Annotated in this window: 28 protein-coding genes; 16 read left to right on the top strand and 12 right to left on the bottom strand. The window is 45.0% G+C overall.

The window, feature by feature from the left end; all coding sequences use genetic code 11:
- The first annotated feature begins 11 nt into the window (after window positions 1-11).
- From lysS to DMX12_RS16970, 6 genes are all read left to right on the top strand, one after another.
- Complete coding sequence (gene lysS / locus DMX12_RS16995; RefSeq protein WP_009686998.1) at window positions 12-1,514, top strand: lysine--tRNA ligase; 1,503 nt, start codon at window positions 12-14, stop codon at window positions 1,512-1,514.
- A gap of 150 nt (window positions 1,515-1,664) precedes the next feature.
- Window positions 1,665-2,381 (top strand): TetR/AcrR family transcriptional regulator, encoded by a 717-nt coding sequence (locus DMX12_RS16990; RefSeq protein WP_009686997.1) that lies wholly within the window; start codon window positions 1,665-1,667, stop codon window positions 2,379-2,381.
- A 28-nt stretch (window positions 2,382-2,409) separates the two neighbouring features.
- Window positions 2,410-2,958: a hypothetical protein gene (locus tag DMX12_RS16985; RefSeq protein ID WP_029888050.1), complete on the top strand. Its 549-nt coding sequence runs from the start codon at window positions 2,410-2,412 to the stop codon at window positions 2,956-2,958.
- A gap of 93 nt (window positions 2,959-3,051) precedes the next feature.
- Complete coding sequence (locus tag DMX12_RS16980; RefSeq protein WP_154211460.1) at window positions 3,052-4,371, top strand: flavohemoglobin expression-modulating QEGLA motif protein; 1,320 nt, start codon at window positions 3,052-3,054, stop codon at window positions 4,369-4,371.
- Window positions 4,343-5,266 carry an alpha/beta hydrolase gene (locus tag DMX12_RS16975; protein ID WP_110678857.1) on the top strand — a complete coding sequence of 308 codons (924 nt, stop codon included), beginning with the start codon at window positions 4,343-4,345 and terminating at the stop codon, window positions 5,264-5,266. The genes DMX12_RS16980 and DMX12_RS16975 overlap by 29 nt, the downstream gene beginning before the upstream one ends.
- Window positions 5,263-5,589, top strand: a complete 327-nt coding sequence (locus tag DMX12_RS16970; RefSeq protein ID WP_009686993.1) for a hypothetical protein — start codon at window positions 5,263-5,265, stop codon at window positions 5,587-5,589. The genes DMX12_RS16975 and DMX12_RS16970 overlap by 4 nt, the downstream gene beginning before the upstream one ends.
- 64 nt (window positions 5,590-5,653) lie before the next feature.
- Here the strand turns inward: DMX12_RS16970 and DMX12_RS16965 are convergent, their stop codons facing one another.
- The gene (locus tag DMX12_RS16965) at window positions 5,654-6,445 is read right to left on the bottom strand and encodes an OmpA family protein (RefSeq protein WP_009686992.1); all 792 of its coding nucleotides are present in this window, start codon (window positions 6,443-6,445) and stop codon (window positions 5,654-5,656) included.
- Between the two features lie 50 nt (window positions 6,446-6,495).
- Window positions 6,496-6,909, bottom strand: a complete 414-nt coding sequence (locus DMX12_RS16960) for a DUF4398 domain-containing protein (RefSeq protein WP_009686991.1) — start codon at window positions 6,907-6,909, stop codon at window positions 6,496-6,498.
- A gap of 448 nt (window positions 6,910-7,357) precedes the next feature.
- Here DMX12_RS16960 and DMX12_RS16950 point away from each other — a divergent pair, with 448 nt between their 5' ends.
- The 3 genes from DMX12_RS16950 (at window position 7,358) to DMX12_RS16940 (ending at window position 10,960) form a co-directional block, all read left to right on the top strand.
- On the top strand, window positions 7,358-9,268 hold the full coding sequence (locus DMX12_RS16950; protein ID WP_110678855.1) for a recombinase family protein: 1,911 nt from the start codon (window positions 7,358-7,360) through the stop codon (window positions 9,266-9,268).
- Window positions 9,269-9,704: 436 nt separating this feature from the next.
- Window positions 9,705-10,553 carry an AAA family ATPase gene (locus DMX12_RS16945; protein ID WP_110678853.1) on the top strand — a complete coding sequence of 283 codons (849 nt, stop codon included), beginning with the start codon at window positions 9,705-9,707 and terminating at the stop codon, window positions 10,551-10,553.
- A 14-nt stretch (window positions 10,554-10,567) separates the two neighbouring features.
- The gene (locus tag DMX12_RS16940; RefSeq protein WP_110678851.1) at window positions 10,568-10,960 is read left to right on the top strand and encodes a hypothetical protein; all 393 of its coding nucleotides are present in this window, start codon (window positions 10,568-10,570) and stop codon (window positions 10,958-10,960) included.
- A 66-nt stretch (window positions 10,961-11,026) separates the two neighbouring features.
- On the opposite strand, the gene DMX12_RS16935 is transcribed toward DMX12_RS16940, so the two are convergent.
- Window positions 11,027-11,446 carry a hypothetical protein gene (locus tag DMX12_RS16935; RefSeq protein ID WP_146226847.1) on the bottom strand — a complete coding sequence of 140 codons (420 nt, stop codon included), beginning with the start codon at window positions 11,444-11,446 and terminating at the stop codon, window positions 11,027-11,029.
- A 248-nt stretch (window positions 11,447-11,694) separates the two neighbouring features.
- On the opposite strand from DMX12_RS16935, the gene DMX12_RS29320 reads away from it, so the two are divergent.
- Entirely contained in the window at window positions 11,695-11,982 is a 288-nt protein-coding gene (locus DMX12_RS29320) for a hypothetical protein (RefSeq protein WP_156089070.1), read from the top strand.
- Between the two features lie 496 nt (window positions 11,983-12,478).
- Here DMX12_RS29320 and DMX12_RS29140 read toward each other — a convergent pair whose 3' ends face one another.
- The 9 genes from DMX12_RS29140 to DMX12_RS29115 form a co-directional block, all read right to left on the bottom strand.
- Window positions 12,479-13,300, bottom strand: coding sequence for a hypothetical protein (locus DMX12_RS29140; protein ID WP_014860551.1), 822 nt, complete (start codon window positions 13,298-13,300; stop codon window positions 12,479-12,481).
- 92 nt (window positions 13,301-13,392) lie between these two features.
- A complete protein-coding gene (locus DMX12_RS29135; protein ID WP_146226846.1) occupies window positions 13,393-14,526 on the bottom strand; it encodes a hypothetical protein in 1,134 nt (377 codons plus the stop codon).
- Between the two features lie 13 nt (window positions 14,527-14,539).
- Window positions 14,540-15,154 carry a hypothetical protein gene (locus DMX12_RS16920; RefSeq protein WP_110678845.1) on the bottom strand — a complete coding sequence of 205 codons (615 nt, stop codon included), beginning with the start codon at window positions 15,152-15,154 and terminating at the stop codon, window positions 14,540-14,542.
- Between the two features lie 13 nt (window positions 15,155-15,167).
- The gene (locus DMX12_RS29130; RefSeq protein ID WP_135007159.1) at window positions 15,168-15,749 is read right to left on the bottom strand and encodes a hypothetical protein; all 582 of its coding nucleotides are present in this window, start codon (window positions 15,747-15,749) and stop codon (window positions 15,168-15,170) included.
- A 98-nt stretch (window positions 15,750-15,847) separates the two neighbouring features.
- Window positions 15,848-16,504, bottom strand: a complete 657-nt coding sequence (locus DMX12_RS29125; protein WP_014860553.1) for a hypothetical protein — start codon at window positions 16,502-16,504, stop codon at window positions 15,848-15,850.
- A 129-nt stretch (window positions 16,505-16,633) separates the two neighbouring features.
- Window positions 16,634-16,801, bottom strand: coding sequence for a hypothetical protein (locus DMX12_RS29315; RefSeq protein WP_156089069.1), 168 nt, complete (start codon window positions 16,799-16,801; stop codon window positions 16,634-16,636).
- Window positions 16,798-18,582, bottom strand: coding sequence for a zincin-like metallopeptidase domain-containing protein (locus tag DMX12_RS16915; protein WP_014860554.1), 1,785 nt, complete (start codon window positions 18,580-18,582; stop codon window positions 16,798-16,800). The genes DMX12_RS29315 and DMX12_RS16915 overlap by 4 nt, the downstream gene beginning before the upstream one ends.
- A gap of 160 nt (window positions 18,583-18,742) precedes the next feature.
- On the bottom strand, window positions 18,743-19,096 hold the full coding sequence (locus DMX12_RS29120) for a hypothetical protein (RefSeq protein WP_128573685.1): 354 nt from the start codon (window positions 19,094-19,096) through the stop codon (window positions 18,743-18,745).
- A 188-nt stretch (window positions 19,097-19,284) separates the two neighbouring features.
- Entirely contained in the window at window positions 19,285-21,690 is a 2,406-nt protein-coding gene (locus DMX12_RS29115; protein ID WP_135007160.1) for a hypothetical protein, read from the bottom strand.
- A gap of 416 nt (window positions 21,691-22,106) precedes the next feature.
- On the opposite strand from DMX12_RS29115, the gene DMX12_RS16910 reads away from it, so the two are divergent.
- From DMX12_RS16910 to DMX12_RS16890, 6 genes are all read left to right on the top strand, one after another.
- Window positions 22,107-22,640 carry a hypothetical protein gene (locus DMX12_RS16910; protein ID WP_014860556.1) on the top strand — a complete coding sequence of 178 codons (534 nt, stop codon included), beginning with the start codon at window positions 22,107-22,109 and terminating at the stop codon, window positions 22,638-22,640.
- A gap of 105 nt (window positions 22,641-22,745) precedes the next feature.
- Window positions 22,746-23,441, top strand: a complete 696-nt coding sequence (locus DMX12_RS29110) for a hypothetical protein (RefSeq protein ID WP_135007161.1) — start codon at window positions 22,746-22,748, stop codon at window positions 23,439-23,441.
- 34 nt (window positions 23,442-23,475) lie between these two features.
- Window positions 23,476-24,003 carry a hypothetical protein gene (locus DMX12_RS16905; RefSeq protein WP_110678843.1) on the top strand — a complete coding sequence of 176 codons (528 nt, stop codon included), beginning with the start codon at window positions 23,476-23,478 and terminating at the stop codon, window positions 24,001-24,003.
- On the top strand, window positions 24,000-24,785 hold the full coding sequence (locus tag DMX12_RS16900) for a hypothetical protein (protein ID WP_014860558.1): 786 nt from the start codon (window positions 24,000-24,002) through the stop codon (window positions 24,783-24,785). Before DMX12_RS16905 ends, DMX12_RS16900 begins: the two co-directional genes overlap by 4 nt.
- A 33-nt stretch (window positions 24,786-24,818) precedes the next feature.
- A complete protein-coding gene (locus DMX12_RS16895) occupies window positions 24,819-25,595 on the top strand; it encodes an N-6 DNA methylase (protein ID WP_014860559.1) in 777 nt (258 codons plus the stop codon).
- Window positions 25,596-25,691: 96 nt separating this feature from the next.
- On the top strand, window positions 25,692-26,063 hold the full coding sequence (locus tag DMX12_RS16890; RefSeq protein WP_014860560.1) for a hypothetical protein: 372 nt from the start codon (window positions 25,692-25,694) through the stop codon (window positions 26,061-26,063).
- Window positions 26,064-26,067: the final 4 nt, after the last annotated feature.

Raw genomic sequence — 26,067 nt, 5'->3', positions numbered from 1 at the left:
AAAATGACCAGATGAGCGACCTCAAGACCGAATCGCAAGACCTGCAACAGGAAGAGAATGCCCTGATCGCCCTGCGCAAGGAAAAACTTGCCGCCGAGCGTGCCAAGGGCAATGCCTTCCCCAATGACTTCCGTCGCGACAGCTACTGCAACGACCTGCAGAAGCAGTACGCGGACAAGACCAAGGAAGAGCTGGAAGCAGCCGCGATTCCGGTCAAGGTGGCGGGCCGCATCATGCTCAACCGTGGCTCGTTCATGGTGATCCAGGACATGACCGGCCGCATTCAGGTCTACGTCAACCGCAAGACCCTGCCGGAAGAAACCCTGGCCGCAGTCAAAACCTGGGACCTGGGCGACATCATCAGCGCCGAAGGCACCCTGGCCCGCTCTGGCAAAGGCGACCTGTACGTCGAAATGACCAACGTGCGCCTGCTGACCAAGTCGCTGCGCCCGCTGCCCGACAAGCACCACGGCCTGACCGATACCGAGCAGCGCTACCGCCAGCGCTACGTCGACCTGATGGTCAACGAAGAAACCCGCCACACCTTCCGTGTGCGCTCGCAGGTGATCTCGCACATTCGCAAGTTCCTCATCGAGCGTGACTTCCTCGAAGTCGAAACACCCATGCTGCAAACCATCCCGGGTGGTGCTGCGGCCAAGCCGTTCGAAACCCACCACAACGCCCTGGACATGGCCATGTTCCTGCGCATTGCGCCGGAGCTGTACCTCAAGCGGCTTGTCGTGGGTGGGTTCGAGAAGGTGTTCGAGATCAACCGCAATTTCCGTAACGAAGGTGTTTCGACCCGGCACAACCCGGAATTCACCATGCTCGAGTTCTACCAGGCCTACGCCGACTACCGCGACAACATGGACCTCACCGAGGAACTGTTCCGCGAGCTGGCGCAGCTGGTTCTGGGCAGCACCGACGTACCGTACGGCGACAAGGTGTTCCACTTCGGCGAGCCGTTCGCCCGCCTGTCGGTGTTCGACTCGATCCTCAAGTACAACCCGGAGCTGACCGCTGCCGACCTGCAGGACGTCGACCGCGCCCGTGACATCGCCAAGAAGGCCGGTGCCAAGGTGCTGGGCCACGAAGGCCTGGGCAAGCTGCAGGTGATGATTTTCGAGGAGCTGGTCGAGCACAAGCTGGAGCAGCCCCACTTCATCACCGAGTACCCGTTCGAGGTGTCGCCGCTGGCCCGTCGCAACGACGACAACCCGGCCGTGACCGACCGTTTCGAGCTGTTCATCGGTGGCCGCGAAATCGCCAACGCCTACTCCGAGCTCAACGATGCCGAAGACCAGGCCGAGCGCTTCCTGGCCCAGGTAGCCGAGAAAGACGCCGGTGACGACGAAGCCATGCACTACGACGCCGACTTCGTTCGCGCGCTGGAGTACGGCATGCCGCCGACCGCGGGTGAAGGCATTGGTATCGACCGCCTGGTGATGCTGCTGACCAACTCGCCGTCGATCCGCGATGTGATCCTGTTCCCGCACATGCGCCCACAGGCCTGAGTGAGCTGAACGAGCCGCCTTTTCAGGCGGCTTTTCTTTGCGAGCGGCAAGCCATAAGCGGCAAGCTACAAGAAACGGCAGTCCGCGTGCATTCCGCTTTTTCTGGTGGCTTGCCGCTTGTAGCTTGCCGCTTCTTCCGTGAGGTCCCCTATGACACCCGCCACCCCTCACCAGGGCGCCGCCGGCATCGCCACCGCCGTCGCCGAAAGCGTGCAATACCAAGGCCGCAAAGCTGCCCGCCAGGGCAGCGAACAGCGTCGCCAGCAGATTCTCGATGCCGCCATGCGCATCGTCGTGCGCGATGGCGTTCGCGGTGTGCGTCACCGGGCGGTGGCTGCCGAGGCCGGTGTGCCTTTGTCGGCCACCACCTACTATTTCAAGGACATCGAGGACCTGCTCACCGATACCTTCGCCCAGTACGTCGAACGCAGCGCCGCCTACATGGCCAAACTGTGGGCCAACACCGAAGTTGTGCTGCGCCAGCTGCTGGCCCAAGGGGATGGCAGCCCGCAGGCGCGGGCACGGCTGGCTGACGAAGTGGCACGCATGACCGCCGACTACGTGCAGCGCCAACTGCTGAACCGCCGCGACTTCCTGATGGCCGAACAGGCGTTCCGCCAAGAGGCGCTGCTGTGCCCGCGCCTGGCCGAACTGGTCTGTGCGCACGAGCAGATCCTGCTGCACGGCACCCGCCAATTGCTGCAGGTGGTCGGTTCGCGGCAGCCGGAACAGGACGCCCAAATGTTGACGGCGATTATCGAGCAGATGGAATATCAGGGCCTGCTCAAGGATGCCAGCGCGCAAGCCGATGGGCAGATGCTCGCTATGCTTACCCGATACCTGCAACTGGTGCTGGCATCGGCCTGAGCGAGACCGACTTTTCAAGGAGAACCTGATGAAAGCCTGGCGTGTGGTGTTGTTGACTTTGTCATTCCTGCTGCTGGGCGGTTGTCTGGTGACCTTCCATGAGCCATTGCCCAGCAATCAGGCCGCGCCCAAGGCCTTGCTCGGCAAGTGGAGCAGCAAGGACGCCTGGGGTGAGCCGTTGAAGCTCACCATCACCCGCAGCAGTGGCAATGCCTACAAGGCGGTCGCCACGGCCAAAGGCAAGGCACCGGAAGCCTACATGTTCACGGTGTCGCGCCACGGTAACCGCTGGTACCTGTCGGCCGGTGTGCCCAAGCGCCTGGGCGGCAATTTCCTGATTGGCGGCTTCGATATCGTCGATGGCAAGGAACTGGTGCTGTACAACCTGGATGTCGAGCAAGTGCAGCAGGCAGTGGACAAACAGGAACTGACCGGGCGCAGTACCGAGGTGCCGGAAGGCAACGGCGATGGTGTGTTGATCGATAGCCCGTCGGCGCGGGTGCTGGCGTACCTGGACGACCCGGCCAACTCGGACCTGTTCGTTGAAGTGGCCCGGTTCCAGCGGTCCGGCAAATGACCGTGCTGGCTTCATCGCCGGCAAGCCAGCTCCCACAGGTACAGCACAGGGCCCCAAGGCAGTGATGAACCTGTGGGAGCTGGCTTGTCGGCGATGAGGCCGGTACAGGTTTTCTGTACTAGAAAGGAGTCCCCGGTGGACGAATACCAGCAGACCATCCGCGCCCTGTCCGACCGCATCGTCGCGGCGCAAACACCGATTCGGGTGCTGGATGCGGTGAAGTGGGACGACAGCATTCGGCAGGGCTTCCTGCAGGGCAAGGGCAAGGAGCCGCCAGCGGTCGACCGCGCCTATTACCAGTCGCGGCCCCTGTCGTTCGACTCCAGCGCCGTCAAGGCCGAGTTTCAGGGGATCGAGCGCGACATCATTCGCCAGCTAGGCCAGTTCAACCCCGTTGGGCAGATCATGAAGCGCATGTGCCGCGAGTACCGCATGGTAGTGCGCATGCTCGAAGCCCGTGGCACCGAGGAGTTCGGCCTGATCTCCCAGGAGTTGTATGGCGCCGCTTCCGACGCCTTTCATGCCGGTGACCCGACCTTGGCCGACCTCGGCCTGATGCTGTCGGACTACCTGAACAACATCGATGGCCGCGGCGACCTGAAGGACGAACCGAAGAACCTGACCGCCAAAGAGGCTGTCGATACCCTACAGCGGCGCTTGAACACGGTGTTCGGTGAAGCCGAAGGCACCATCCGTGTGTTCGAGTCCGACGGCATTGTCGCTGACGCCGCCGCCGGCGCCGACTATATCAAGGTGCGCGCCGATGCCATGTTCAATGCCCGTGACGTGCGGGCGCTGGAAGTGCACGAAGGGCTGGTGCACGTCGGCACCACGCTCAATGGCCTGAACCAGCCGATCTGCACCTTCCTGGCCAAGGGCCCGCCCTCGTCGACGGTGACCCAGGAAGGCCTGGCCATCCTCATGGAGGTGATTGCCTTTGCCTCCTACCCCAGCCGCCTGCGCAAGCTCACCAACCGCACCCGTGCCATCCACATGGTCGAGGAGGGCGCCGACTTCATGCAGGTGTACGGCTTCTTCCGCGAGCAGGGCTTCGAGATGGGGCAAAGCTACAGCAACGCCAGCCGGGTATTCCGCGGCTCGGTGCCCAACGGCCTGCCATTTACCAAGGACTTGTCCTACCTCAAGGGCTTCATCATGGTTTACAACTACATTCAGTTGGCTGTGAAGAAGGGCAAGCTCGAACAGATACCGCTGCTGTTCTGCGGCAAGACCACCCTGGAAGACATGCGCACTTTGCGTCAACTGGTCGAGGAGGGGCTGGTCGAACCGCCCAAGTACTTGCCCGAACAGTTCCGTGACCTCAACGCGCTGTCGGCCTGGATGTGCTTTTCCAACTTCCTCAACCACCTGAGCCTGGATCGCATTGAAGCCGACTACGCGAATATTCTCTGAGTACTGCCGCCCGCTGCTGCTGGGGCTGGTGCTGCTGGCCCTGGGCGGCTGCAGCAGCCTGCTGTTCTACCCCGAGCGCGGACAGGCGTTCACCCCTGAACGCGCCAAGCTGGCGTACCGTGATGTCACCCTGACCACTGCCGATGGCGTTCGCCTGCACGGCTGGTGGCTGCCGGCCAAGCCGGGTGTCGAGGTCAAGGGTACGGTGCTGCACCTGCACGGCAACGGCGGCAACCTGCCTGGGCACCTGGGTGGGAGCTACTGGCTGCCGGAGCAGGGTTACCAGGTGCTGATGGTCGACTACCGCGGCTATGGCCTGTCTGAGGGCAAACCGAGCCTGCCACAGGTATACCAGGACATCGCCGCGGCCATGGCCTGGCTGGACCAGGCGCCCGAGGCCAAGGGCAAGCCGCTGGTGTTGCTGGGGCAGAGCCTGGGCGGCGCCATGGCGATTCATTACCTGGCAGGCCACCCGGAGCAGCGTCAGCGTTTCGCTGCCCTGGTTTTCGACGGGGTGCCGGCCAGCTACCGGGCGGTGGGGCGCTATGCCCTCAGTACCTCGTGGATGACCTGGCCATTGCAGGTGCCACTGTCGTGGCTGGTGCCCGACGGCGACAGCGCGATCCGCTCGATCGAGCAACTGCGCAGCCCGCCCAAGCTGTTCTTCCAGAGCATCGATGACGACCTGGTGCCGCTGGAAAACGGTATCCGCCTGTATCAGCACGCGCCACCGCCGCGGGTGCTGCAACTGACCCGAGGTGGCCATGTGCAGACCTTCGCCGACCCTACATGGCGCCAGGTGATGTTGCGCTTCCTCGATGACCCTAGCCATTTCAACGGCCTGCGGCGGCTCGCCGAAGTGCCTGATTACCCTGACGAGAAGAACACCCAATGAGTGAAGAACGCAACGCCATCCCGCTGATCCTGACGGGTGTGGGCAGCATCATCGTGACGGTGGGCGCCTTGTGGTACTACGGCTACCTGCATTTCGCCAAACCCGAGGATGCCCTGTTGTTGCAGGATTACACCATGCTCAAGACCGTCCCCGGCGAGGATTACAAGGTTTCGCTGGACCCGGCACCGCAAGTGGCGCAGTGCGTGGACGGGGTACTGGTGCTGTTCGATACCCAGCAGAAGGGCCTGACGGGCGTGCTGGTGGACAACCGCAAGCGTGCAGTGCGCTGCATGGGTGAGGAAACGCCGCAGCAGGTACAGTGAGCGGCAGCGAAGCAAAAAAAAGCCCCGCGTCGATCGCGGGGCTTTCTCTGTCAGCTGGCCAGTATTACTGCTTGGCCTGGCTCATGGAGCGCGGCTGCACCGGCTGGTTGTCGTTGGAGATGGTCACCTCCACACGACGGTTCTGTGCACGCCCGGAGTTGCTGGAGTTGTCCGCAACCGGGTACTCCTTGCCGTAGCCTTGGGCCACGATGCGCGCTGGGTCTACACCGGCGCGCACCAGCGCCATGCGTACGCTGTTGGCGCGGCGCTCGGACAGGCTCTGGTTGTAGCTGGCGGAGCCGACGCTGTCGGTGTAGCCCTCTACGATCACCTTGCGCTCAGGGTTTTCCTGAAGGAACTGGGCCAGTTTGGTGATGTTCGGGTAGGCGTTGCTTTTCAGCTCGGCCTTGTTGAAGTCGAACAGCACGTCACCGAAGGTCACCAGCGTACCGCGGTCGGTCTGCTTGGCGTTCAGGCTATTCTGCAGCTTGGCGATCTGGGCATCGCGGGCATCCAGCTTGGCCTGGGCACGCTGGGCGGCTGCGTTCTTCAGCTCACCCTCGGCAGTACGCAGGGCAATGGTCTGCTTGGCCACTTCGACGCGCTGGTTGGTCAGGTAGGCCAGTTGGTCGACTTTCTTCTCGTCTTCACGGTCCATGTAGGCCTTGTCGGCCTTGTTCAGCCAATCCTGGGCATCCTTGGTTTCCAGCGCGGCGACTTTGCTCGCCTGTGGATCGCTCTGCAGGGCCGAGAAGTTGGTGCGGGCTGCTTCCAGGTTGGCGTTAGGGTCGTGCGAGCACGCAGCAAGACCGACGCTCAGGGCCAGCAGGGCGGGAATCATGACGTAATTGCGCATAGTGTTCATCCTTTGATCGTGTGCGAAGGCTAAGGTTGGCGGGGCAGGGCTCACTGAGCGCTGCGCAGGCCTTCCTCACGTACGTCCTGAACGCCCTGGCGGGCATCCTGCACGGCCTTCTGAGCCTTGGCCGCCTGGGCCTTGCGTTCGGCCAGGCGTGCGTCCCATTCGGCCTGTTCGGCCAGGCGCTTGGCTTCGTCGTACTTCTTGTCGTGCATGGCGATTTCAGCCTGCTTGAACTTGTCTTGCGCGGCTTTCATTTCCACGGCGGCGAACTCGGTGCCGCCAGCGCTGACAGCGGAATTCACGGCGGACTGGGTAACCGCATATTGCTCGGTAGGCGGGTTGCCCGCACAGCCGGCCAGGACCAGGCTACTGCCCAGGGCCAGCGCGGCCAGCTTGAACCCGCGCACATGAGTGGATGACGGTTTGCTAGTGCGGGTTTTCATGGTGGTCAGCTCCATTGGATCACTCCTGATAACGATGTCCGTAGCAGTCCATCGCTCATTCCCTGACAAGTCCGCGCGCTTGGGATCAACGGTGCACAACGGCAGGTGTGCAGGGTTTTAGCGTGATGGCTATTAGCTGTGACTCAGAGTTTTTTTGGATAGTTCCGAAAAATTTCTGACCCGGCGGAGGGTTTTTGCAGAGTGCCCGAGGCAATTGAAGCGGGTGGCGGACGGCGCGGCCAATGTTCTTCTCGGCGCGTTTGCTGCCCGAGGTCAGGCGCCGCGCGGGCGGCGCCAGATCGCTCAAGGCTGCGCAAGGCCTACGCCCCTGGCTCTTCACTGCCCTCGGTGGTAAGGCTGTGCAGATGCTGCTTCGACAGCGACAAAAACCGCGGTGTCGGCCCCACATCCTCCTATAGCGGTGCTATGATAGAGAAAAATCGGATCACGGTAGATTCTCCAAATGGCCAGCATTTCCAACCTTCCAGCCGTAGACGTTCAAGCCGATCAGCCGGTACAGGCTGATGCTCCAAAGCGTCTAGCTTACTCATACGTTCGCTACTCGTCTGAGCAGCAAATGACCAAAAAAAACGGGGAGGTTGGTGACTCTGTACGTCGCCAGATGGAGAACCAGCGTAAGGCCGTAGAGACGTACAACCTACATGTGGTTGACGTTTTTGAAGACCTTGGCAAGTCGGCCTTCCGGGGCAAACACCGGCTGAAAGGTGCCTTGTCTCTGTTTCTTGCCAGTCTGGATGAAGGCAAGATTCCTACGGGTGCTTACCTGCTAATTGAGTCTTTTGACCGCCTGAGCCGGGAACGTATGACAGATGGTTTGACGGTCGTTCTTACGATTCTCAGGAAGGGAATCAAAATCATCACTACTGATGATTTGAAGCTTTATGACCTGTCTATCAAGGGTAAAGACCTTGAACAGACCATCATGATTACTGTCCTGCTGGAACGTGCCAACAACGAAAGCACGACCAAATCTGACCGCCAGAAAGCCAAATGGGATGGTCGGCGTGAACGCATCATCAAGGGTGAGAAGAAATTCTTGAATAAGAACGTTCCTTGGTGGATTAGCTTGAATGAATCCACTGGCGAATATTCTTTGATTCCTGAGCGTGTTGCTGAGCTGAAAACCATCTATGAATTGTTGATGGTCAAAAACCTTGGCTTGCGTGCTGCAGCAGCTCACATCAACGAAAACAACCCTATCAAAGTAGCCTTTGGGAAAAACCCTAAAAGCTCTGGTTGGACTGCTCGGGGTATCAAACGCATGATTGATACACCTTCCCTTTACGGGAGTTTAGAGCTGTGTGAATACATCTATGACAATGGTAAGTCTGTACCTGACAGGAAAACCGTTCAGGTCATGGATAATTTCTATCCAGCGGCTTTTACAAAGCATGAAGTGGATTTGCTCAAGGCAAAAATTGCTAGTCGTATGACAAGCAAGGAGAAGCCAACTCGCCGTGACCTTCAATACTATAACATCTATCATGGGTTGATTAAATGTGCTTTTTGTGGCGGGAACGTTCGTTTCTCCCAAAAGCAAAAGTATTCCTACCTTGTGTGTCGGAATTCTGAAATCAAGCTGTGCAAGTATCCTAAGACCCTGAGTATACAATATGAACGCTTCCATGAAGTGTTCTTCAAGTATGCTGAGCACTACAATTTTGAACTACTGATTCAGTCAGGTGGCAATGATAATGACGTTGTGGTGAAAGAAATCAATGAGCTTGAAGAAACCATTGTGTCTGAAAAGCACAAAGCTCAGAAATTTACTGAAAAGCTCCTTGACATGTTTGATGGTGATATTCCAGAAGAACAAGAAGCTGCTTTGTTGACCAGAACCAAGAAAATCAAGGCACTTGAGGCAAAGGTAAAAGCTCTCCGTGCCAAAATCGTCTATGTAGATACTGACGCTGAAACCATATCAGATGCTGTGCAATACGCTGAAAAACTTGTTGAAACTAAGGATGGTCGCCTTGAGCTGAGCAATTACTTGACCAAATTGATTGACAAGATGGTTGTGGATTTTGGCAAAGCCCATGGTCGTGATAATGATTACGTGAAGGTTCTGTTCAGGAACAAGGATTTCTCACATCATTTCTTGTTTAATAAAACTGATGCTCATAGCTATGACAGTGATGGTGAGCTTTTCTTAGATACTCTAAGCGGTGTACGCCGTGATGAAGGCTACTATCTTGAAGCTGGTGAAATTCCTGTATGGGAAGGTGTAGAAATTCCTGATTTCACTGATGAAGAAATTCAATCTGATATTGAAGCCAACAAAACGAATCCTCCAATGCCAGAAGGTTTTGTTGTTGAGCATTATGAATATCAAGATGATGAAGAGATTCAATAATTCCCATTTAGCACTGATGCGAATTTACGGTTTCATAAATGTTAGTAAGGTTTAGTAACGTTTATTAAATCTTACTAAGGTAGGTCGTTTATTAAGACCTATTAAGGGTTAGTAAGAGTTACTAAGTTTTAGTAAGTAATGTTTACTAAGCCTTACTAAAATGTTTACTAAAACCTAGTAAGCTATTTACTAAATTCTACTAAACTGACTTACTAAAACTTAGTAAGTTATGTTAAGCCACGCTTACTAAAAGCTACTAAAGTCATTTACTAAGCTTTACTAAAACCTAGTAAATATGGGTTTATCCAGTGTTTACGGGCTTTGTCATTTACTTAATAGATTTTACTAAAACTTAGTAAGTTCTATTGACTTAGTAAATGTGCGTGCTAAATTGATATTATCAAATGTAAAAAATTAACCAATAGGAGTTACATAAATGAAAGTCGAAACCAACAAATTAGCAACAGCAATCACCACAATCGTTACAGGTAAAACTGCAAACGTTGTTCTTATCATGAGCGGTAAAGGTGGTGTTTTGAAAACCACAATCAGCCAAAACACTGCTGCAGCAATGGCTAAGAAAGGTAAAAAGGTTGCCATCGTGGACCTTGACCCACAAAAGACAAATTTGTACTGGGGTGTGATTCGTAAGAACTACATCACAAAAGAAACCCAAAAAGTAACTGCTGATTACCAAGAATTGAAAAAGCAGGTTGCAGAAAATGGGAAGGTATACAACGAACGTGCTGCAAAACAGGTTGCAAAACGTGCTGCAAAATTGAAAGAAATCAAGAATGTCGATGTGGTTCATATGGACATTACAAATATGGACTGGAAAGCAATAGAAGCTTTGAGAAGCCAGTATGATGAAATTGTTTTTGACACACCGGGTCACTCTGAGTTTGTTGGTGTCATCAAAGACCTTATCAAAATCGCTAATACTGTTTTGATTCCATTCCATAACTCAATTGACGATTTGAACGTCAGGAAAGACGTTGAAAAAACCATTAAAAGCTGTGGTGAAGTAGAAGCAAGAATTTTCTCATTGATTATTGATATGAACGAAAGACAAGGCAAAAACGGGGTTCCAGAAAAGCTTTTGGCGAATGTGATTGCCACTATGCCTATCGCCCCTGTAAGGCTCTACAAGCGTACAAGCTGGCTTGGGCCTAAGATGAATGGCTTGGCTGTAGTAGAAGCTAGCAAAGACAAGATAGCCATTGCTCAGTTCGATGCTTTGGCCGACTTGCTAATCAACCAATCAACAGTCGCTGAAGCGGCTTAATAGGAGAAAATAAGATGACTGCATTTAATTTAGACGACATTGGTTCAATGCTAGATGATGAGCTTGAACAGAACTCCGCAAGAATAGGAGTGAATGAAGTAAAAGAAGCTAACAAAGCAATAGTTCAACAAGAAGAATCTTCGATTGAGACTAAAATTGAAGAAATCACATTGGCAATGAAATCAGCTTCTACAAAATGGACAAAGGTTAGCAACATCAACGTATGTGAGAAATCGGCCTTAGCGGCTGAGCGTGGAATGTTGATGTTCCAACTGGATGACAGAAGCGTAAAATTTGCACCAATGGCAAAATACTTCATGATGTTGGGTGAAGAACTCTTTTACCTTGCAAGCAAAAATCCTGAAATTGCACAGCTTGTTAAAAACCTTGGCATACCAAAGCCATGATTTTAGATAAACCTAAAAGCCCCGTAACAGGGGTTTTTTAATGTCTTAAATATCGTTTACCAGCGGCTAATTGAAGCTGATGTTGAATTTCTGACCTGCCGAGTATTTTAACCCGTTGTAGCCAGTTGTAGAGCAACCAAAGATGCTTTGATTGAAGGTTGAAACGTAACTCACATCGTAGATGGTGCATGGCAATGAATCGCCATTGATTACTAGGTTGATGACTTTGGCGTTGTCAATCAAGTCTTGATGATTCCCTAGCAGATATATTAAGTGGTCGTTGTATTGCTTGAACAATGCTCGTTGAATCCACATGCTCTGAATGTTCGTTGTGTCAATGTAGCCAGCGGAATCTACTGAATCAATGGTACCATTCCCTGTAAATTCAGAAAAATCAAATGTTGGTTCTACTGGTTCAACAGGCTCTGGCTCATCATCAGTAGAGCTGTTTATGAACCTGATAGGTTCATTGATTTGAACGTTCATGCGAAATTCAGCATGAGCTGATTGAATGAGTAATGCTGATATAAATATTGTGGTGTGGATTTTCCTCATAATAATGTCCGATGTTACTATTTACATAATACCTCCATCTTAACAAAAAGGAAGGCCAGCAATATTGGATGGATTTAGGTAATATAAAAATGAAAATAAAACAGAATAATGGGGGTTGTTTTCTTGCTATTGATTAATTAAATGATACAATGTAATTATACTAACAATTACGGATAATCATGAGATTAACAATATTAGCAGCCGCATTATTAACAACTTTTACAGCTCAAGCTGAATTCGTCTACAAACTACCACTTGAAGCCAAGCTAGGTGGGCATCTAGCAGATGGCTCAATTTCATTCACGAACAAGCCAGCTCCTGTTGAGCCAACCTTACCTGTAGAGCCTTCTGAGCCTGAAACACCAGTAGAGCCAACAGAACCATCTGAACCTGTCGTTGTAGACCCATTTGAGCCTGAAACCCTGACTGTGACCCTCTTGCTCAAGAATACCCAGCTAATAGCATAGGTAAAGAACATGACTTTGCAGCAGGTTGGATTGATGAAAATGGTGTTCGATACGCAGCATGCAAATTAAAATCAGAGCCAGAAGACAAGCTATTAGTAAAATTCGTTGATGGTTTTAGCCTTGGAAGTGATTATTGCAATCCATCCAATCAAGCAAATACTCTTTCTTCAGCAAGCTGCATTGTTAGTTCTAATTATTTCAGTTTTACTTTTAAACCAGCATTCAGTGAGGGCGGCTATAATTATTCTTACACACGAACGATAGTCGAAATACCAAGTGGTAAAGGATTTACATTTGAAGAGATTGGCAAGATTGAAATTGATGGTAAAGAATGCTCAAACCCAAGGTCAGTAAATATTACTCCAATGTGGAAAGCTAAAGTTTGTGACTTAGGTTTGTCTTACGAGCAATTGAAAGAAAAAACGTACAAGCCATATATAGTTAAAATTTACTCAAAATAAATCCAAGTGAAATGAAAGAAACCCCATCAGGGGTTTTATTTATTCTTGGTTTTGGTCGAAGCTAAAGCTAATTTTACTTCCTGTTGAAAATCAATCGTCCTAAGAGAATCGCCAAAATACTTCATTTCTTCATTGGTCACGCCGTCATGAGTCATTAAAAACTCATGCCCTTTAACTGTAATAGAAATATTATCGGAAACCTTGACGCAATGGCATTCACCATTAGCAATCAACATGCAATCGTTTCCAGAAAGTATGAATGTGACTTTCATATAATCATCAGTGAAAAAATGAATAATTTTCTGAATTTTTGTTAGATTTATACAAGGATTGTATTTTTTTTGAATGTGTTGCAAGTAGTCTTTAGGGGAACCATCGCTTAAAAGTGAAAAAACAGTGTTAATGGCTTCTAGAGGCTTGGTTGTTCTTCTTGCCTTGGTGTTATACATGTTTAAACCCCACAATGCGAGTGTGTGAATCGTTGCATTAATTACCTTTGGTAGTGATGAAAGGAAATCTTGTGTGTTGTAATCATAATTATGATTTGCAACAGCCAAGAAAAGGTGGTGAACCAATGGTCTGAGTTTGTAGCTGGTTTGGTATTGACGCTGGCTTTGTGGTGCCTTGGAACGGGGTACATAATAGGCATAATCGCTGGTTGAAGCTTTATATCTGCCTTTTCCTTTCAAGGTACTTTGGCTTTCAAAAACGCTGAGCAATGGCTTTGGAATGAATCCGATTCCATCAGGGTTGTCGTTAAGCTTTCGGTCCATGTCTAAGACGATGGCTTTGATTTCAGATAATAGTAATGCTTCTGTTGACTTAATGTATTTTTTTGAGTTGGTTTGCTCTTTCATATTAAATTAAAATGGTTGTGTATCTATATTTTACCAATGAATAACAAATATGCAATTACCAGACAATAAAAAAGCCCTTTATGGGGCTTATTTCATTTGGTATTGAATTGTGTCTTAATGACATGCTCAATATAGTCTTGAAGCTCATTGCGTTTATCAAATAGCATGTCCCCTTTTTTAACAAGGTCGTCAAACTGCGATTGAAATTTATTTTTCTGCTCAAGAACTCTTTGAGACTCCTTGAACGTTTCATAAATTTCTTTCTCAAGTTCAATCATTTTTGTTATCAATAATTCTGAATGATGGTCAAAATCAAAATTTGCAGGAAACACTTTTTCAATTGAATGTTCATTAGTATCAATTTCAGGGTCATCTTCAAACTCGTCAAAATTGAATTCATCATTTAGACGCTCAGGAGAATCTAAGCTTTCATCACAGTTAAAATCTTTGCTTAATACATCGTCATCAAAATCAAAATCATCAGTAGGAACAGATATGTTTTCATCGGTTGAGTTTTTAGCCGGAACATTCAGCGGCTCCCCTGTTGGTCTACCTCTAAAGTCTTCATAAATTGAATTACACTGGTGTTTGCCCGCACAAACCCATTCAAACCTGTTTTCGTTTTTCTTCTCAACACGCAACAATCCAGATTTGCACTGAGGGCATGAATAAGTGCAAGAAGCGTCTTCATCTAATTCATCGAAATTGAAATCATCTGCGTTTTTATTGCAAACAAAACCGCTGAGTATAGGTATGTCTTCAGAATCATGCTGGATATCTAATTCAGAGAAATCAAAATCTTCTTGTGCAACTTCAATTGCTTGAGGTTTTTTTGTTTGTTTTGAATTAGATACAATTAGGTCTTTCATCCAATCCCATTCACCTTCATTTTTTCGATAGTCTGAAGGAATTGTGTGATTTTGACTATTACCTAGATTTCTACTATTCTCATGTTTTTCTCTGATTGCTCGACATAATCGTTTGTGGACAGTGGTAACTAAAGCACGTTTTTGAACGTGAGTTAGCTTATCTATAATTGCATTGCGGTTTTTATCCAATTGATTTATCCCAGACTCTGACTGGAATGAATAGTTTAAGATTATATTGTCATAAAACTGAATATATTCTGGTTTGCTTTTTACAAATATAACTGTCGTATAAAAGCTATGCTTGTGTTTTGTCACATTGAATTCAAAATGATTCAGATTAATTTGTGATTTATCCATATTTCTCCTTTTGTTATTGGTTTATTAAATTTACCGCCTCTATTTCTAATGCAGTAATGGTTTCGACTCGACCACCAGCGACCACAAATTGTTGTAGTGAATTGTCGTAGGTTACATCTGAGCACCTGATTGACCCTTGGAATGGTGGGTTAGGGCTGATGATGTAGGCCATGATTACAGCCCCATTGAGCGTGTTAACGCCCGTACTGGTGATGTAGTCCATATCTCTACCATTCTTCGTCAGAACCGCTTTACCAGCGTTGTAGCCGGGGCCGGGGCCATCGTTTATGGTTTCGGTCATAGGCAGGTCTGAACGAGCTGCAAACGGGCAATAAACGTATGGCTTCTTGAGCGGGTTAAGGGTCTTCATCATCACCGCTGGTAGCCTGTGATAGTCACCTTGATTGATACCTGCAGGAAGGGCAGGGTAGCGAATGGTGCTGTCATCTACCGTCTCTTCATAGACAGTGGATAGGGCAAGTAATGACTTTTTGATCATCGTTAAATCAGCTTCAAATGACACTGATTGCTGATGGAGGTTCTGTGATTTATTCAAGTCATATGCTGCAAGACTCACAACAGAAATGGCTATAAATGCTAAATAGATGTAAATTATGGTAGCTATCATTTTCTGATAGCCATTATTTAAATGTGAACTTCAATTTCATATCTGCTGGGCGATTCATCACAAGGTTAGGAAGAATACCATCACATGACCAACCTGCTGAATACATCGCGGGCCTTCCTGTATATGGAATGTTCAACCCAACGCTACCTGTACAATTCAATGAAACGCCACCTGATTCAACGACTAATTTTGTAGGTAACTCAAAATCTATAAATTCATAGCCATACTGCTCATTTGTATAACCTTGGAATTTATAACTAATACCAGATTTTCCATTGCTCACACTATGGTCAAATCCGCCAGCAATGATATTAAATCCAGAATCATTAAATGTTTCTTTGTATTTGTATTGGTCAGCATGGAAATACTTAGTCTTTTGGATTAGCTCAACATTCCAGACTACAATAGGTTCTTCTGGTTCAGTGGGGGTCGTTGGTTCTTCTGTTGCTGAAACAAACTGAATTGAACCATCAGGAAGTGAGCCACCTAATTTAACCTCAGTAGGAATGTACACTACATAAGCGGCTTGGGTTAAGCTGAAAGCACTAATAATTAATGTCAATGCAGTAATTTTTGTTAAGAATTCCTTTTTCATATTGATAAACGATGTTGTATTAATTATTATAATACTAGATTTAAAATCAATATCAATGGTGTGGGCACAAAAAAACCGCTCTTAGGCGGTTAATTTATTTATTTGCTATCTTTGTTTACGCATTGTTCGCCAACAACTCGACACAGCCCAGCTAACGCTGTAAAGAAAATCTCCAAACCTTTAGCACCATCTATTAAATGTTTGGCTATTTCAGCATCTAATTCATCATCATTGTCTTTTGCTTGAGGTTCATCCGTAGGCTGCTTTGTTTTAATACCAAAATCTATTTCATTATCAATGTCTAGCTCATCAAAGTTAAAATCATCAGTAGGTACAGAAATCTCTTCATTGTGCTCTGGAGTAGAGTAAGCGGATGGAGAATCGTCAAAGTCAAAGTCATTCGTATGACGTAAATTGGTTATGCCTTTTCTAACGCTATCAGTATATTCTTTGTTTTCCTTGATTATTTTATCAAGTGCTCGGACAGCTCTTTTCGTAAACTTGATGATAGTGGCTTTGTCAGTTGATTTGAGCGGGATATAAACAAAATTCGCAAGCCATAGTTCTAAATCATAAATTGTTGAATAGTGATAATCTAGGTCTGCAATCGCTAGCTTGTCTCCCATAGTATTGAGTAAACCAGAACGCATTGGGCTTAACTCGTTATGTGTGTAACTTTTGCTTTGAACATCAAACTCAAAAATTATCTTTGCTTTTTTGACTCGCTTATGTGTTATTTGAACTATATTGCTCATGTGATTTCCTATATATAAATTGTTTTAAGGCTCCTGTCAGTTAATGATTACGCCTACAATAATAAAGAATACATTATAATAATGAATAATCAAGTCGCAAAAAAACCAGCGGAGTGCTGGTTGTTTTATTTACTCAATTTTGCGGGGCTTCCCTGTGATTTCATATTGTAAAGCTTCATAGTATTCATCTGAACCTTCCTCTATTGCTATTTTTTCAAGCTCTACGGATTCAAGATATTCTTTTACAGTCATGCCATATAGCTTTGGTAAATCCATTTCTGTGTAGTGTGTTTTCATGCTGTCACCTTTTGTTTGTATGTTGATTTGTTTGACCTGTTGTAATCCTTCTTAGCCACTTGGGTTTTCGGCTCCATACCTTCAAACTCCACATCATTCTTCGTGAATAGATGAAGGACGTTCTTTTGCTCAAGCTTGGCATCAATAGCTTGTTGCAGTGATTTAAAACCGAATTCAGCATTACCGATGGTATCGAGTAATGACAAAGGATTTTTCTCATAAGCACGCTTAGCCCATCCTAAATCATAGACAAGGTTATTGGCTTCATAACTGTCTTTAAGTTCAGATTCATGCAAGCCATATTTTTCTATGACTAGAGCACAAATACGGTTAGCTGTTAATTCTTCTTCACCTCTATTAGCAATATCATCATGGTAGGTATAGAGCTTTTCCCTGTTGTTTCTAGATTTATGACCCGAGGCATGAGCCATTTCATGGAGCATGGTGTGTAGGAATCTGAGGTCATTCCTGAACTGATTTCTGTTTTTCATATGAACTTCATCATTGTGAACGTCATAACAATTTGATGATTGACCAAATTTCACTTTGACGTAATCCAGTTCAAGCATGGCATCAATGAATATTTCTAGCTTTTCCTGATTACAAGGTTTTCTCTCAGTCCCTTTTCTATACTGTTCCTTCCATTTTATTCTTGGGTCTGGTTTATCTTTGTGAGTCCATTTAAGCTCATCAATATTCATCATGTTGACATAGCCAATAGTGAAGAATTTGAATTTCTGTGGTGTACCATCCTCGTTGAGCTTATTTTGCTTAACACCATTCACTATCTCAGTAGCATTAAGCTCAACCGCGTAGCGTTGAGTGAATACCTGAGTCTTTGCACCAGCGATAGAAAAACCACGCTCCATAGCCTGCTTAGCTGAGATATAGCAACCCGTTTCGTAGTTACATTCTTCACTATACATTTCAGCGAATGCTTGGTTTTCACTGCTATACGCATTTCCAGTGACAACGTTGTAGGCACTGAAAGGAATCGTTGCAGTAATCCATTTCTTGGAGTCGTTTAGGTCTGGATTGTTGAGACGTTCAAGAAGCCTTTCAATACTTTGAGTTAATTTGTTCTTAATCGAATTCCTCGTTTCGTCAGTTTTACCAGCGAAATTACGCTTACGAACAGGGAAATCATGCAAAGGTGTTTCACTATTGCTGATGATAATGTCGTCGTGTGGATTCGATGGATTAGCGTTGTCTTCAAGGATTCGATGTAGTTCAAGCTCTAAGGCTGTCTTAGGTCTGGTCAGTTCAATCGCGTCCTTAACAAGGCCAGCCGCTTGATTCTGAATGAGACGTTCTGTGTTGAAGATGAAAACACTGTTGAAATCCTCAACAGGTAGGTAGTCACTGAGACTGACCATGCTTACCGTGTGTCTGCCACCATAGTAGTGTTCAGCTATATTCGCTACGTTGGGTAGGCTGTCACGGTAGCTCTGAATACCCTCCATAAAGCTCTTATGGACGTTTTCAGGCGTTAAGCCTTGCAGGGTATCAGATGTGAGGTAATGGGCTGTATCATCACCATAGCTGCCCACAAACTCTACGCTTTTCCACTGGTCATCAGGAATATCACCTAGGAAGCGTTCAAAGGCTTTTACATTCCCAAGATACTTATCAGATGCGAAATTCTGAGCGAGTATCATAATGTCTAACGGCACTGCTGGAATGCCTGCAGGGTTGTTTGAAAACGCCGCTGGGTTCTGATTTATAAGGTCAACCATGAAACGTGTTTCACGTTCTATTTCCTTTAAGTCTAAGTCATTCATTTTATCCTCATGTTAAATTAAGTTAGTTTTGTTCTGCATGATGGTGAAAATAATCCATCATAATACAAGTATTATAATGCTAAAATATTGATAATCAAATTTAGGGCATAAAAAAACCACCTATGAAGGTGGCTTTAAAAGGAAAAGGAGAAGAAATTAGTTATACGGTTGTTTTCTTGCTTGAAGCTAAGCTAACAACCCATGGGATGAAACGGATGATGCCCGGTAAAATTTGTGGAACCAGAATCCAAACCAATAAGAACATTGTAGCTTCCAACCAGCTATTATTAGGTTGAAACCCAAAGTAAACACCATAAGCAGTAACGGCACTGGCAATCAATACAGAAATACCAACTGCTGAACGTGCATTTTTGGCGATAAAGTAAACCAACCCAATCACAAAGAATGACAACAAAGCTATGTCATCAACATGATAGTTAGAATACTTGAAACCACTAGCAAACCACTTAACAGGTAATGCAGCAATGCAGAATAAAAATATAATGTTTTGCATAAATTCCTCCTTTTCCTAATCTAATTATAACTCTAGTTTAAATTAAATCAACCCCCTTTATTCGCACATACGCAAATATATATCTATCGGAGTTAATTGACCTATAGCAATATATATATCAACACATATGTTACTGGATGAATAATTACGATGATTAAACACCCATTTATTACACTGTCCAACCCGTTTTACTGCAAGCCTTTACCAGTCATTGATTTAGCATAACGACCTAATTCAGCAGCATTTTGGAACTTACCATCAGAAGCTGTAACTACACCGTCTCTATGCTCCACTGAAGCAATATAGTTCACCCACATCATAACGCAAGCCGTGAATGAGATATAAATTGTCAACAGGGCAACGATTGAAGCCACAACCTTAGCAACAAATAAGTCATCTAAGCTTATGGATAAGATAGATGATGCAAATTCATAAGGATTACCAATGTATATCAAAGAGAAAATCAAGAAGAATATATTTGATAAATAAAATCCAGTTACAAATGCTAGTGGTTTAAGCCATGTATTTTCCATATCAATAATTGAATCATGCTTATCTATGTCATTTCTGGCTTGGTCAGAACCATACTTGATAGCGTATCTTGGGCCTGCCAAGGTTCCTTTTGCGTAAATGAACGCAAAATATCCAGTTAAAATAGTGATGAAGGCTAATAAGTAACCCAATGGAATGACAAAGTTGAAGACAACAGATGCTGCATAAAGAATGCTTGCTATGGTGTCGATGGTTCTTGAGCATGCATCAGATAACAATGAACATGTCATTGCAGCATAATATTCACTTCTTTGACCCATAATTCTCTGATAGTTTTCTTCAAACACATCTTCAAATACTGGCAATCCTTCACTGTAAATGAATGGTAAGAATCCTGCAGCGACCTTTTTAGAAATACCTACAACACTGATGCCACCTTTGATTGCTGAATAGGCAACCTCTTCTGCTTTTTCTTTCTTTCGGGCATCACTCTTTTTCATGAGTTTATTACCCAAGGTAAGCATTGAAGCACTAGCCCAAAATGTATTACCCAGAATTTTCGATTCGCTTGGGAAGTCTTGGCAATTATGGTATTCAGGTGTGATGCTGTATGGTTGGTTGTAGCAAGCAAAGAACTTATCTAAACCGAATAAACCACCATTGCCGGGGTCGAGCTGAGAAATCAAATTGCTGACTGAGAAATTTTGCTTATGTTTCTCACTGTAGAATAAATCACTTCTAGTATAAAAATTCTGCGTTTGTTCGTATGTCATACGTCCATAGGCACTGGATGAAGGGAATGAAGCAATAGGCATTCCGTTCTGCTTACGTGGCTTTACCTCTTCATCCATAGTGAATTTTACAGAAATGGTCCCTAATATCATTTTCGCTGAGTTATAATTTATTGGCTTTTCATAGAAACCAGTGGTAGGGATAGTCAATAAATCAGCTTCTTCATCAGGAAAAACTGAATTGTATTTTGCAAGGGCTACGCCACACGCATAGCTTGAACCTGAGCCATTACAATTTTGAGTAACACAAGCTTGGTATTTAGCTCTTATTCCAGCTAAATCTGTTCCGGTTTGCTTCACAAATTCACCAGAACACATGAAGACATTACGGCCTTTAGTCTTAGCTTCAAGGTTATCTATTTCCTTCTCAGTCATTCCGCTGTATTTAGACATGTTAAAAACAAAGTCACGACTGACACATTCAAGGGTTTTCATAACTACATTGTGTGTGTCTTCCGGCTCCATTCCTGAAAACTGGGTAGGAAGGTTTTCACATGTCAAGAAATCGGGAACGCTTCTACGGATGACTTCACCTTCTGCTGCGGCTACTCTCGTTGCTAGAACATCAGTTGCAGCAATCAATTTAGCAAGATTTTCTCTGACCTGTCTTTCTTGCAACGTCTCAAAATCAAGCAATGAATATCTTCTAGCAATCTCATTCCCTAGCCTATCAACGGCAAAACCGCCGTCGAGTTGGCAATTCATGTAAGCCCCTTTTAGCTCATAACCATATCCGATTTTACTTATTCTTATGGCTGCATCTTCATTACTTTGTGGGATTGTGTTTGATTTGATGCAAAGCTGATATTCAAAAATATTAAGAGCTAAGCCAGTTTTGATTGAAAAATTCGGAATTTTGATTGGTGCTTCACGGTAGACTTTCTGCTCAAGGATTTCATTTTGAGCATTCTTGGAAATCATTAAGCCAAATATTGCAAGGAAAACTAATATAGAAACCATCTTGAACCTTACAATTAAATTGAAGGCGTTTTCTAAGATGAAAATGAATACGTTTGTTTTAATGCCATTGTTGCCAGTGGATTTATTCTGAATAACTACAAGGATTCCCAAAAGTAAAAAAGGAACCATTATCACCTTAACCACAGTTTGAATGATATTTTCGCCTTTTTCCCTAGGTTCATTTACTGAGGTGAATGTGTTGTTGTCACCTTGACAGTTATATTTAGCCTTCCCTGTGTCAGACACTCCACGTTGAGCACGTTCAACGCTGTCTTGCACAACGTCACAACCATACTGAGCCTCAAAGGCGTTAAGCACCATGTTCTTGTCAAGGCTGTTGTCATTAGACATACGTTCGGCTGCTCTATGAACGCTGTCACCCTCACAGCCAGCTAGAAATGTTAAAAAAATGAATAGTGCTAGAAGCTTTCTCATGTGCTGAATTATAGTTATACATAATTATTATAATACTAGATTTAAAAAAGTAAATGACGCCAGATAAGTTAATTGTTCAATTTATTTAGTTTGTGATGAAATCAAAAATGAGGTTTTTACATAAATACTACCGTTCGTCGGAATCAATAAATCTAAGTTTTGTTTTTGGTGCTCTGTAAGCCACGAAACTAAAGGCTTGTATAAACAATCTTATTTTTGATTTTGATGGTCATTAAATCTTTGCTGTAGACAAAATCAAAACCAAACTATATATTCGCTGCAACTTAACCAATCAAGGTTTTGCTTATGACAAAATAGTAGGGGATTAGATAATGCCGAATTCAAAAGAATTGCTTAAAGACTATCTGAAAAAATCAGAAGTCAAACTTAAAGAAAAACTTAAAACACCCGTAGATATTGAGACAATCAAACAGTTGTTCAATGTCTCCTTGCTACGTGCAATAGAGCTTATGGTGACAATTGGTGATTATCGGGGCGATGACTTATACATCAGCGTATCATCAGCAGCATACTTGGAATATGACCTTGATTTTGATACGTCAAATGTTTTGATTGATAGCTGCCGTCATATAGATGAACGCCGTGATTATGATTATGCGAGAGCGGTAACTGACTATTTCTTTGATACTTTGATTAGTGACTATCATTATGTTGAAGATTCAATTGCTTTCTTAGCAATGGAGCTTCCCGATTATTATATTCCGCGAAATGACTTGCCTAATTTCGATGCATACACCATTGCAGGCTTGTTGAAGAAAGCATTAGAAATGGAAGATGTAGAAGGATGGAAGTATCTGACTAAGAAGAAAGCAAAAGAGATAGAAGAATTCTTGAAAGCCTTCTAGTGCTCCGTTGTTTTTTTGTTATTAATTCTAACTAAAGAGAATAATTCATGTAAGCGTTCTCTGAGGGGTGCGTGTATGTGTTTAAAATAATACAAGAGGTAATATATGAATAATGATGATGAAAACGTTGTTAAAATGCCAAGTGCTCCAAGTGATGCCAATATTGCATATGAGGTTGATGGCTATAAGGAGCTTTATGATTATGCTTGTAGAGTAGTCAGGTCAGATAGACCAAACGCTGATAAATGCTGGTTTATGGAAAGGGTTATCTGCTGGATGAATCCACTTTGGACATTAGCATTTGATGGAAGCTTTTCCAAGGTGGAAATATTCAATAGAGCAAATCAATCTGTTGGAGAACAAACATTCATCGAGTTGGTTGATGACTTCATGAGTGATGGAATGAAGTCTCTGGTTGATAAAAATCATTCGCCTGAACAGCTAAATTTTATGAGTATGGTTGGTCAAATTATGAATTATCGTACTCTGTATTGGACTGTTAAAGAAGAAGCATCCAGTCTTTGTGAAGATGATGCATTTGAGCTTATAGAATTGCTCATTTGTTCAATGTGTCCGTCTGTCACAATGATTCTAGATGAAGGCACTGTTGAAGTTTTTCAGAGTTCAGAGCTTTGGTTAATGGCGGGTGACTTCTCTGATTTATTGAAATGTGTGCTAGGACCAGAATTTTATGAGCTGGTTGAAGGTGAAAAAGATTTCACTACTGATGATGTATTGGGTGTCATGGAGCAATATTTTGAATCATCAGGTGGTTGTGAAGTGTTCATGATTCGTAATTGATTGTATAGTTTTGTATAAATAAAAGGAGAATTCTATGTTTGATTGTGCAGGTGAGATTGAAGAATTTTATGATAACTCAAAAATGATAGATGTGTGGTTTGAGTGGGATGGTTGCAAGGGTTTGGTTGTTCATTATAACTGTCATGCTAAGGCGTTTTGTTATGATGATAATGAGTTGGTGAAAATCGTCCGCACCTTAGATGTTGATACAACAGATGGTGAATTTCTGGAAGCATTAGGTGTATATGACCATAAAGAGGTTTGCACGACTTACCAAAACATAAGTCTGTTATCTGAATCAAAACCAATAAAGTGCTTATTGCCAATAATTCAGGAAATGTTTAATAGCATAGGCATTGGTTTTAATGCTAGTGGTGATAGCGTTTATTTTGATTTCAAAGGCGGTAGGATTTTGAAACTGGAATACACTGACTTTGAATTCCTGTTTGAGTTGCATATAGGTCTGATGATTGGGGTTTACCCTGAAAGGGATATGTATGTTGAGTTGAAAAAATGGCAAAAAGAATTAGTGGCTAGAAGACAACAAAGGAGTCGTGTATGAATTCACAAGAAAGACAGAATCTACTGAGTAAATTTAAGAATGAATTATTAAATGTTTCAAGCTACCTGAAAGGTAGTGAAAAGGGCAAATTATCTGAAAGCTATAAATTGTTCATTGAATATAGTTTTCAAATGATTTGTTATGCTTGGATTGATAAGAATATGGATCGTCGTCTTGACAATGGTGCATGGTTCTATGTCTGCCAAGATGCTAAGGTGGATTATGAGGTATTCCAAGATAATCATGCTATTGGTGATGCATTGCTTAGCTACTTTGATCTGGTAGCCGCTCATGAGCCATTCACTGACCTTCTGACGATGGTTCATGAAGATTTGCTTCTGTCTGGTAAAGGCGGGGAGGGGATAGGTCAGTTCCTAACACCACCAGACCTTTCATACCTGCTGGCTGAGCTGGCCTTTGCTGGGGGTTGCTTCCGTGATTCGATTCAATCCGATGATTGTTGTGGTGCTGGAAGTCTCACACTGGGCTTGTTGAAGCGTCGATTCAATGCTGATCCTGCGTCATTCAAGACACTATCAGTCGAAATGGCTGATATTGATGAGCTGGCTTGCAAGGCGGCATTCATTCAAGTAGCAACGTCCATACTGAGCCATAACATCAAAATGAATAGAGTCCGTGTGTTCAACGGCAACGTTCTGACTGAATACGGTGAGAGACGTAGATTGCTGGTTGAACTGCAAAGCCCATGCATTGATGTTGGTAGCTCCAACAAGGCTGGTCTGTTCAAAGCATTCGATAAGGTCTGTGAGTTGTGTAATTGAGGAATGAGAAATTTTAATAAGAGAGGAATGACTATGGATATGAAAGCACTAAAAAAGAAGATATTTAAAGTAACCGAATCATTGCCCATGAGTGAGCGTGAATCGCAAGAATTGGCTTTGAAAATTTTCGTAGACTATTGCTATGGATCAGCCATGCTAGCTTGGCGTCAGATGAATCCTAGGGCGTCTATGTTCACTATGAGCAACATCCAATGTGAAATGCCCTATGATTCTGATGAGGTGGCTCTGAAAGAAGCCTTTGATATGTATGTTGCAATGGTGTCAAAGTCAAAACCATTTGCTGATATTTTCTCTAATCTTACAGAAGAGATTATTCTTTCAGGCCGTAATGGAAAGAGTAGAGGTAAAGGTTTAGGGCAATTCTTTACACCAGAAGCGGTTGCCTATGTGTTGCCTGAGCTGACTTTTCCTGACCCTGATGAAATTAAGGCTTGGGATTCAATAAAATTAGTTGGTGAGATTTGTTGTGGTGCTGGAAGCTTGATACTTGCCTTCTTGTCTCACGTTCATGATGTTGACCCTTATAAGTTGAACATGCTCGGTTTGATACTCAATGACATTGATGAGTTTGCTTGTAAAGCTACACTGGTTCAAATTCTGTCAACGCTGATGCTTCATCATTTGCGGATTGATCACATAAAAATGTTTAATGCTAATGCTATAACAGAATTTTTGAAAGAAGGACATTTGTATTTCTGGCACCAATCCCCTGATGAGTCTGAAATTCAGTTTGATGTATGTGTGATGGTAGATGATGAATCTGATGTGAATAATCACTGTAATCTGTAAAAAAGCCTCTGAAGGGGCTTGTACTCTGGTTCGATTCGATCAACTCTAGCAACAGAAGGATTCACTAAAAGACAGAAATACTAAGGAGATAAATCTATGTCTATGTTCTACGCTGAAATAAAACACAAGCTTATCGAAGCAAAATCCCCTGATTATCTAAATATTATTACCAACGATGAATATCTATCATCGTGTGCTTCTGCTGCTCTGAAAATGGTAAAAGATACTGGATTTAAAATGGTTGGTTATGCTGATCTGAATGAAAAGAAGTATTTCATAATCAGCAAGATTAGCCACGCTGGTGATATGCTAGAAATTCCCATATCTACTACTGTGCTGGAATTCTACAAGAATGCACATGATGCTGACATTCCTAAGCATCGAATGAAGAAAGCTTTGAAACGTGAAGACTGTTCAAAATTTATGATTGAAATGGAAAGGTTCTTGCACTCACGTTCCTATGTCTAGAACA

The organism is Pseudomonas sp. MB-090624, from assembly GCF_003205245.1.
Taxonomy (GTDB): Bacteria; Pseudomonadota; Gammaproteobacteria; order Pseudomonadales; family Pseudomonadaceae; genus Aquipseudomonas; species Aquipseudomonas juntendi.
The sequence above is the reverse complement of the archived record's forward strand: the minus strand, read 5'-3'. Positions and strand labels throughout refer to the sequence as shown.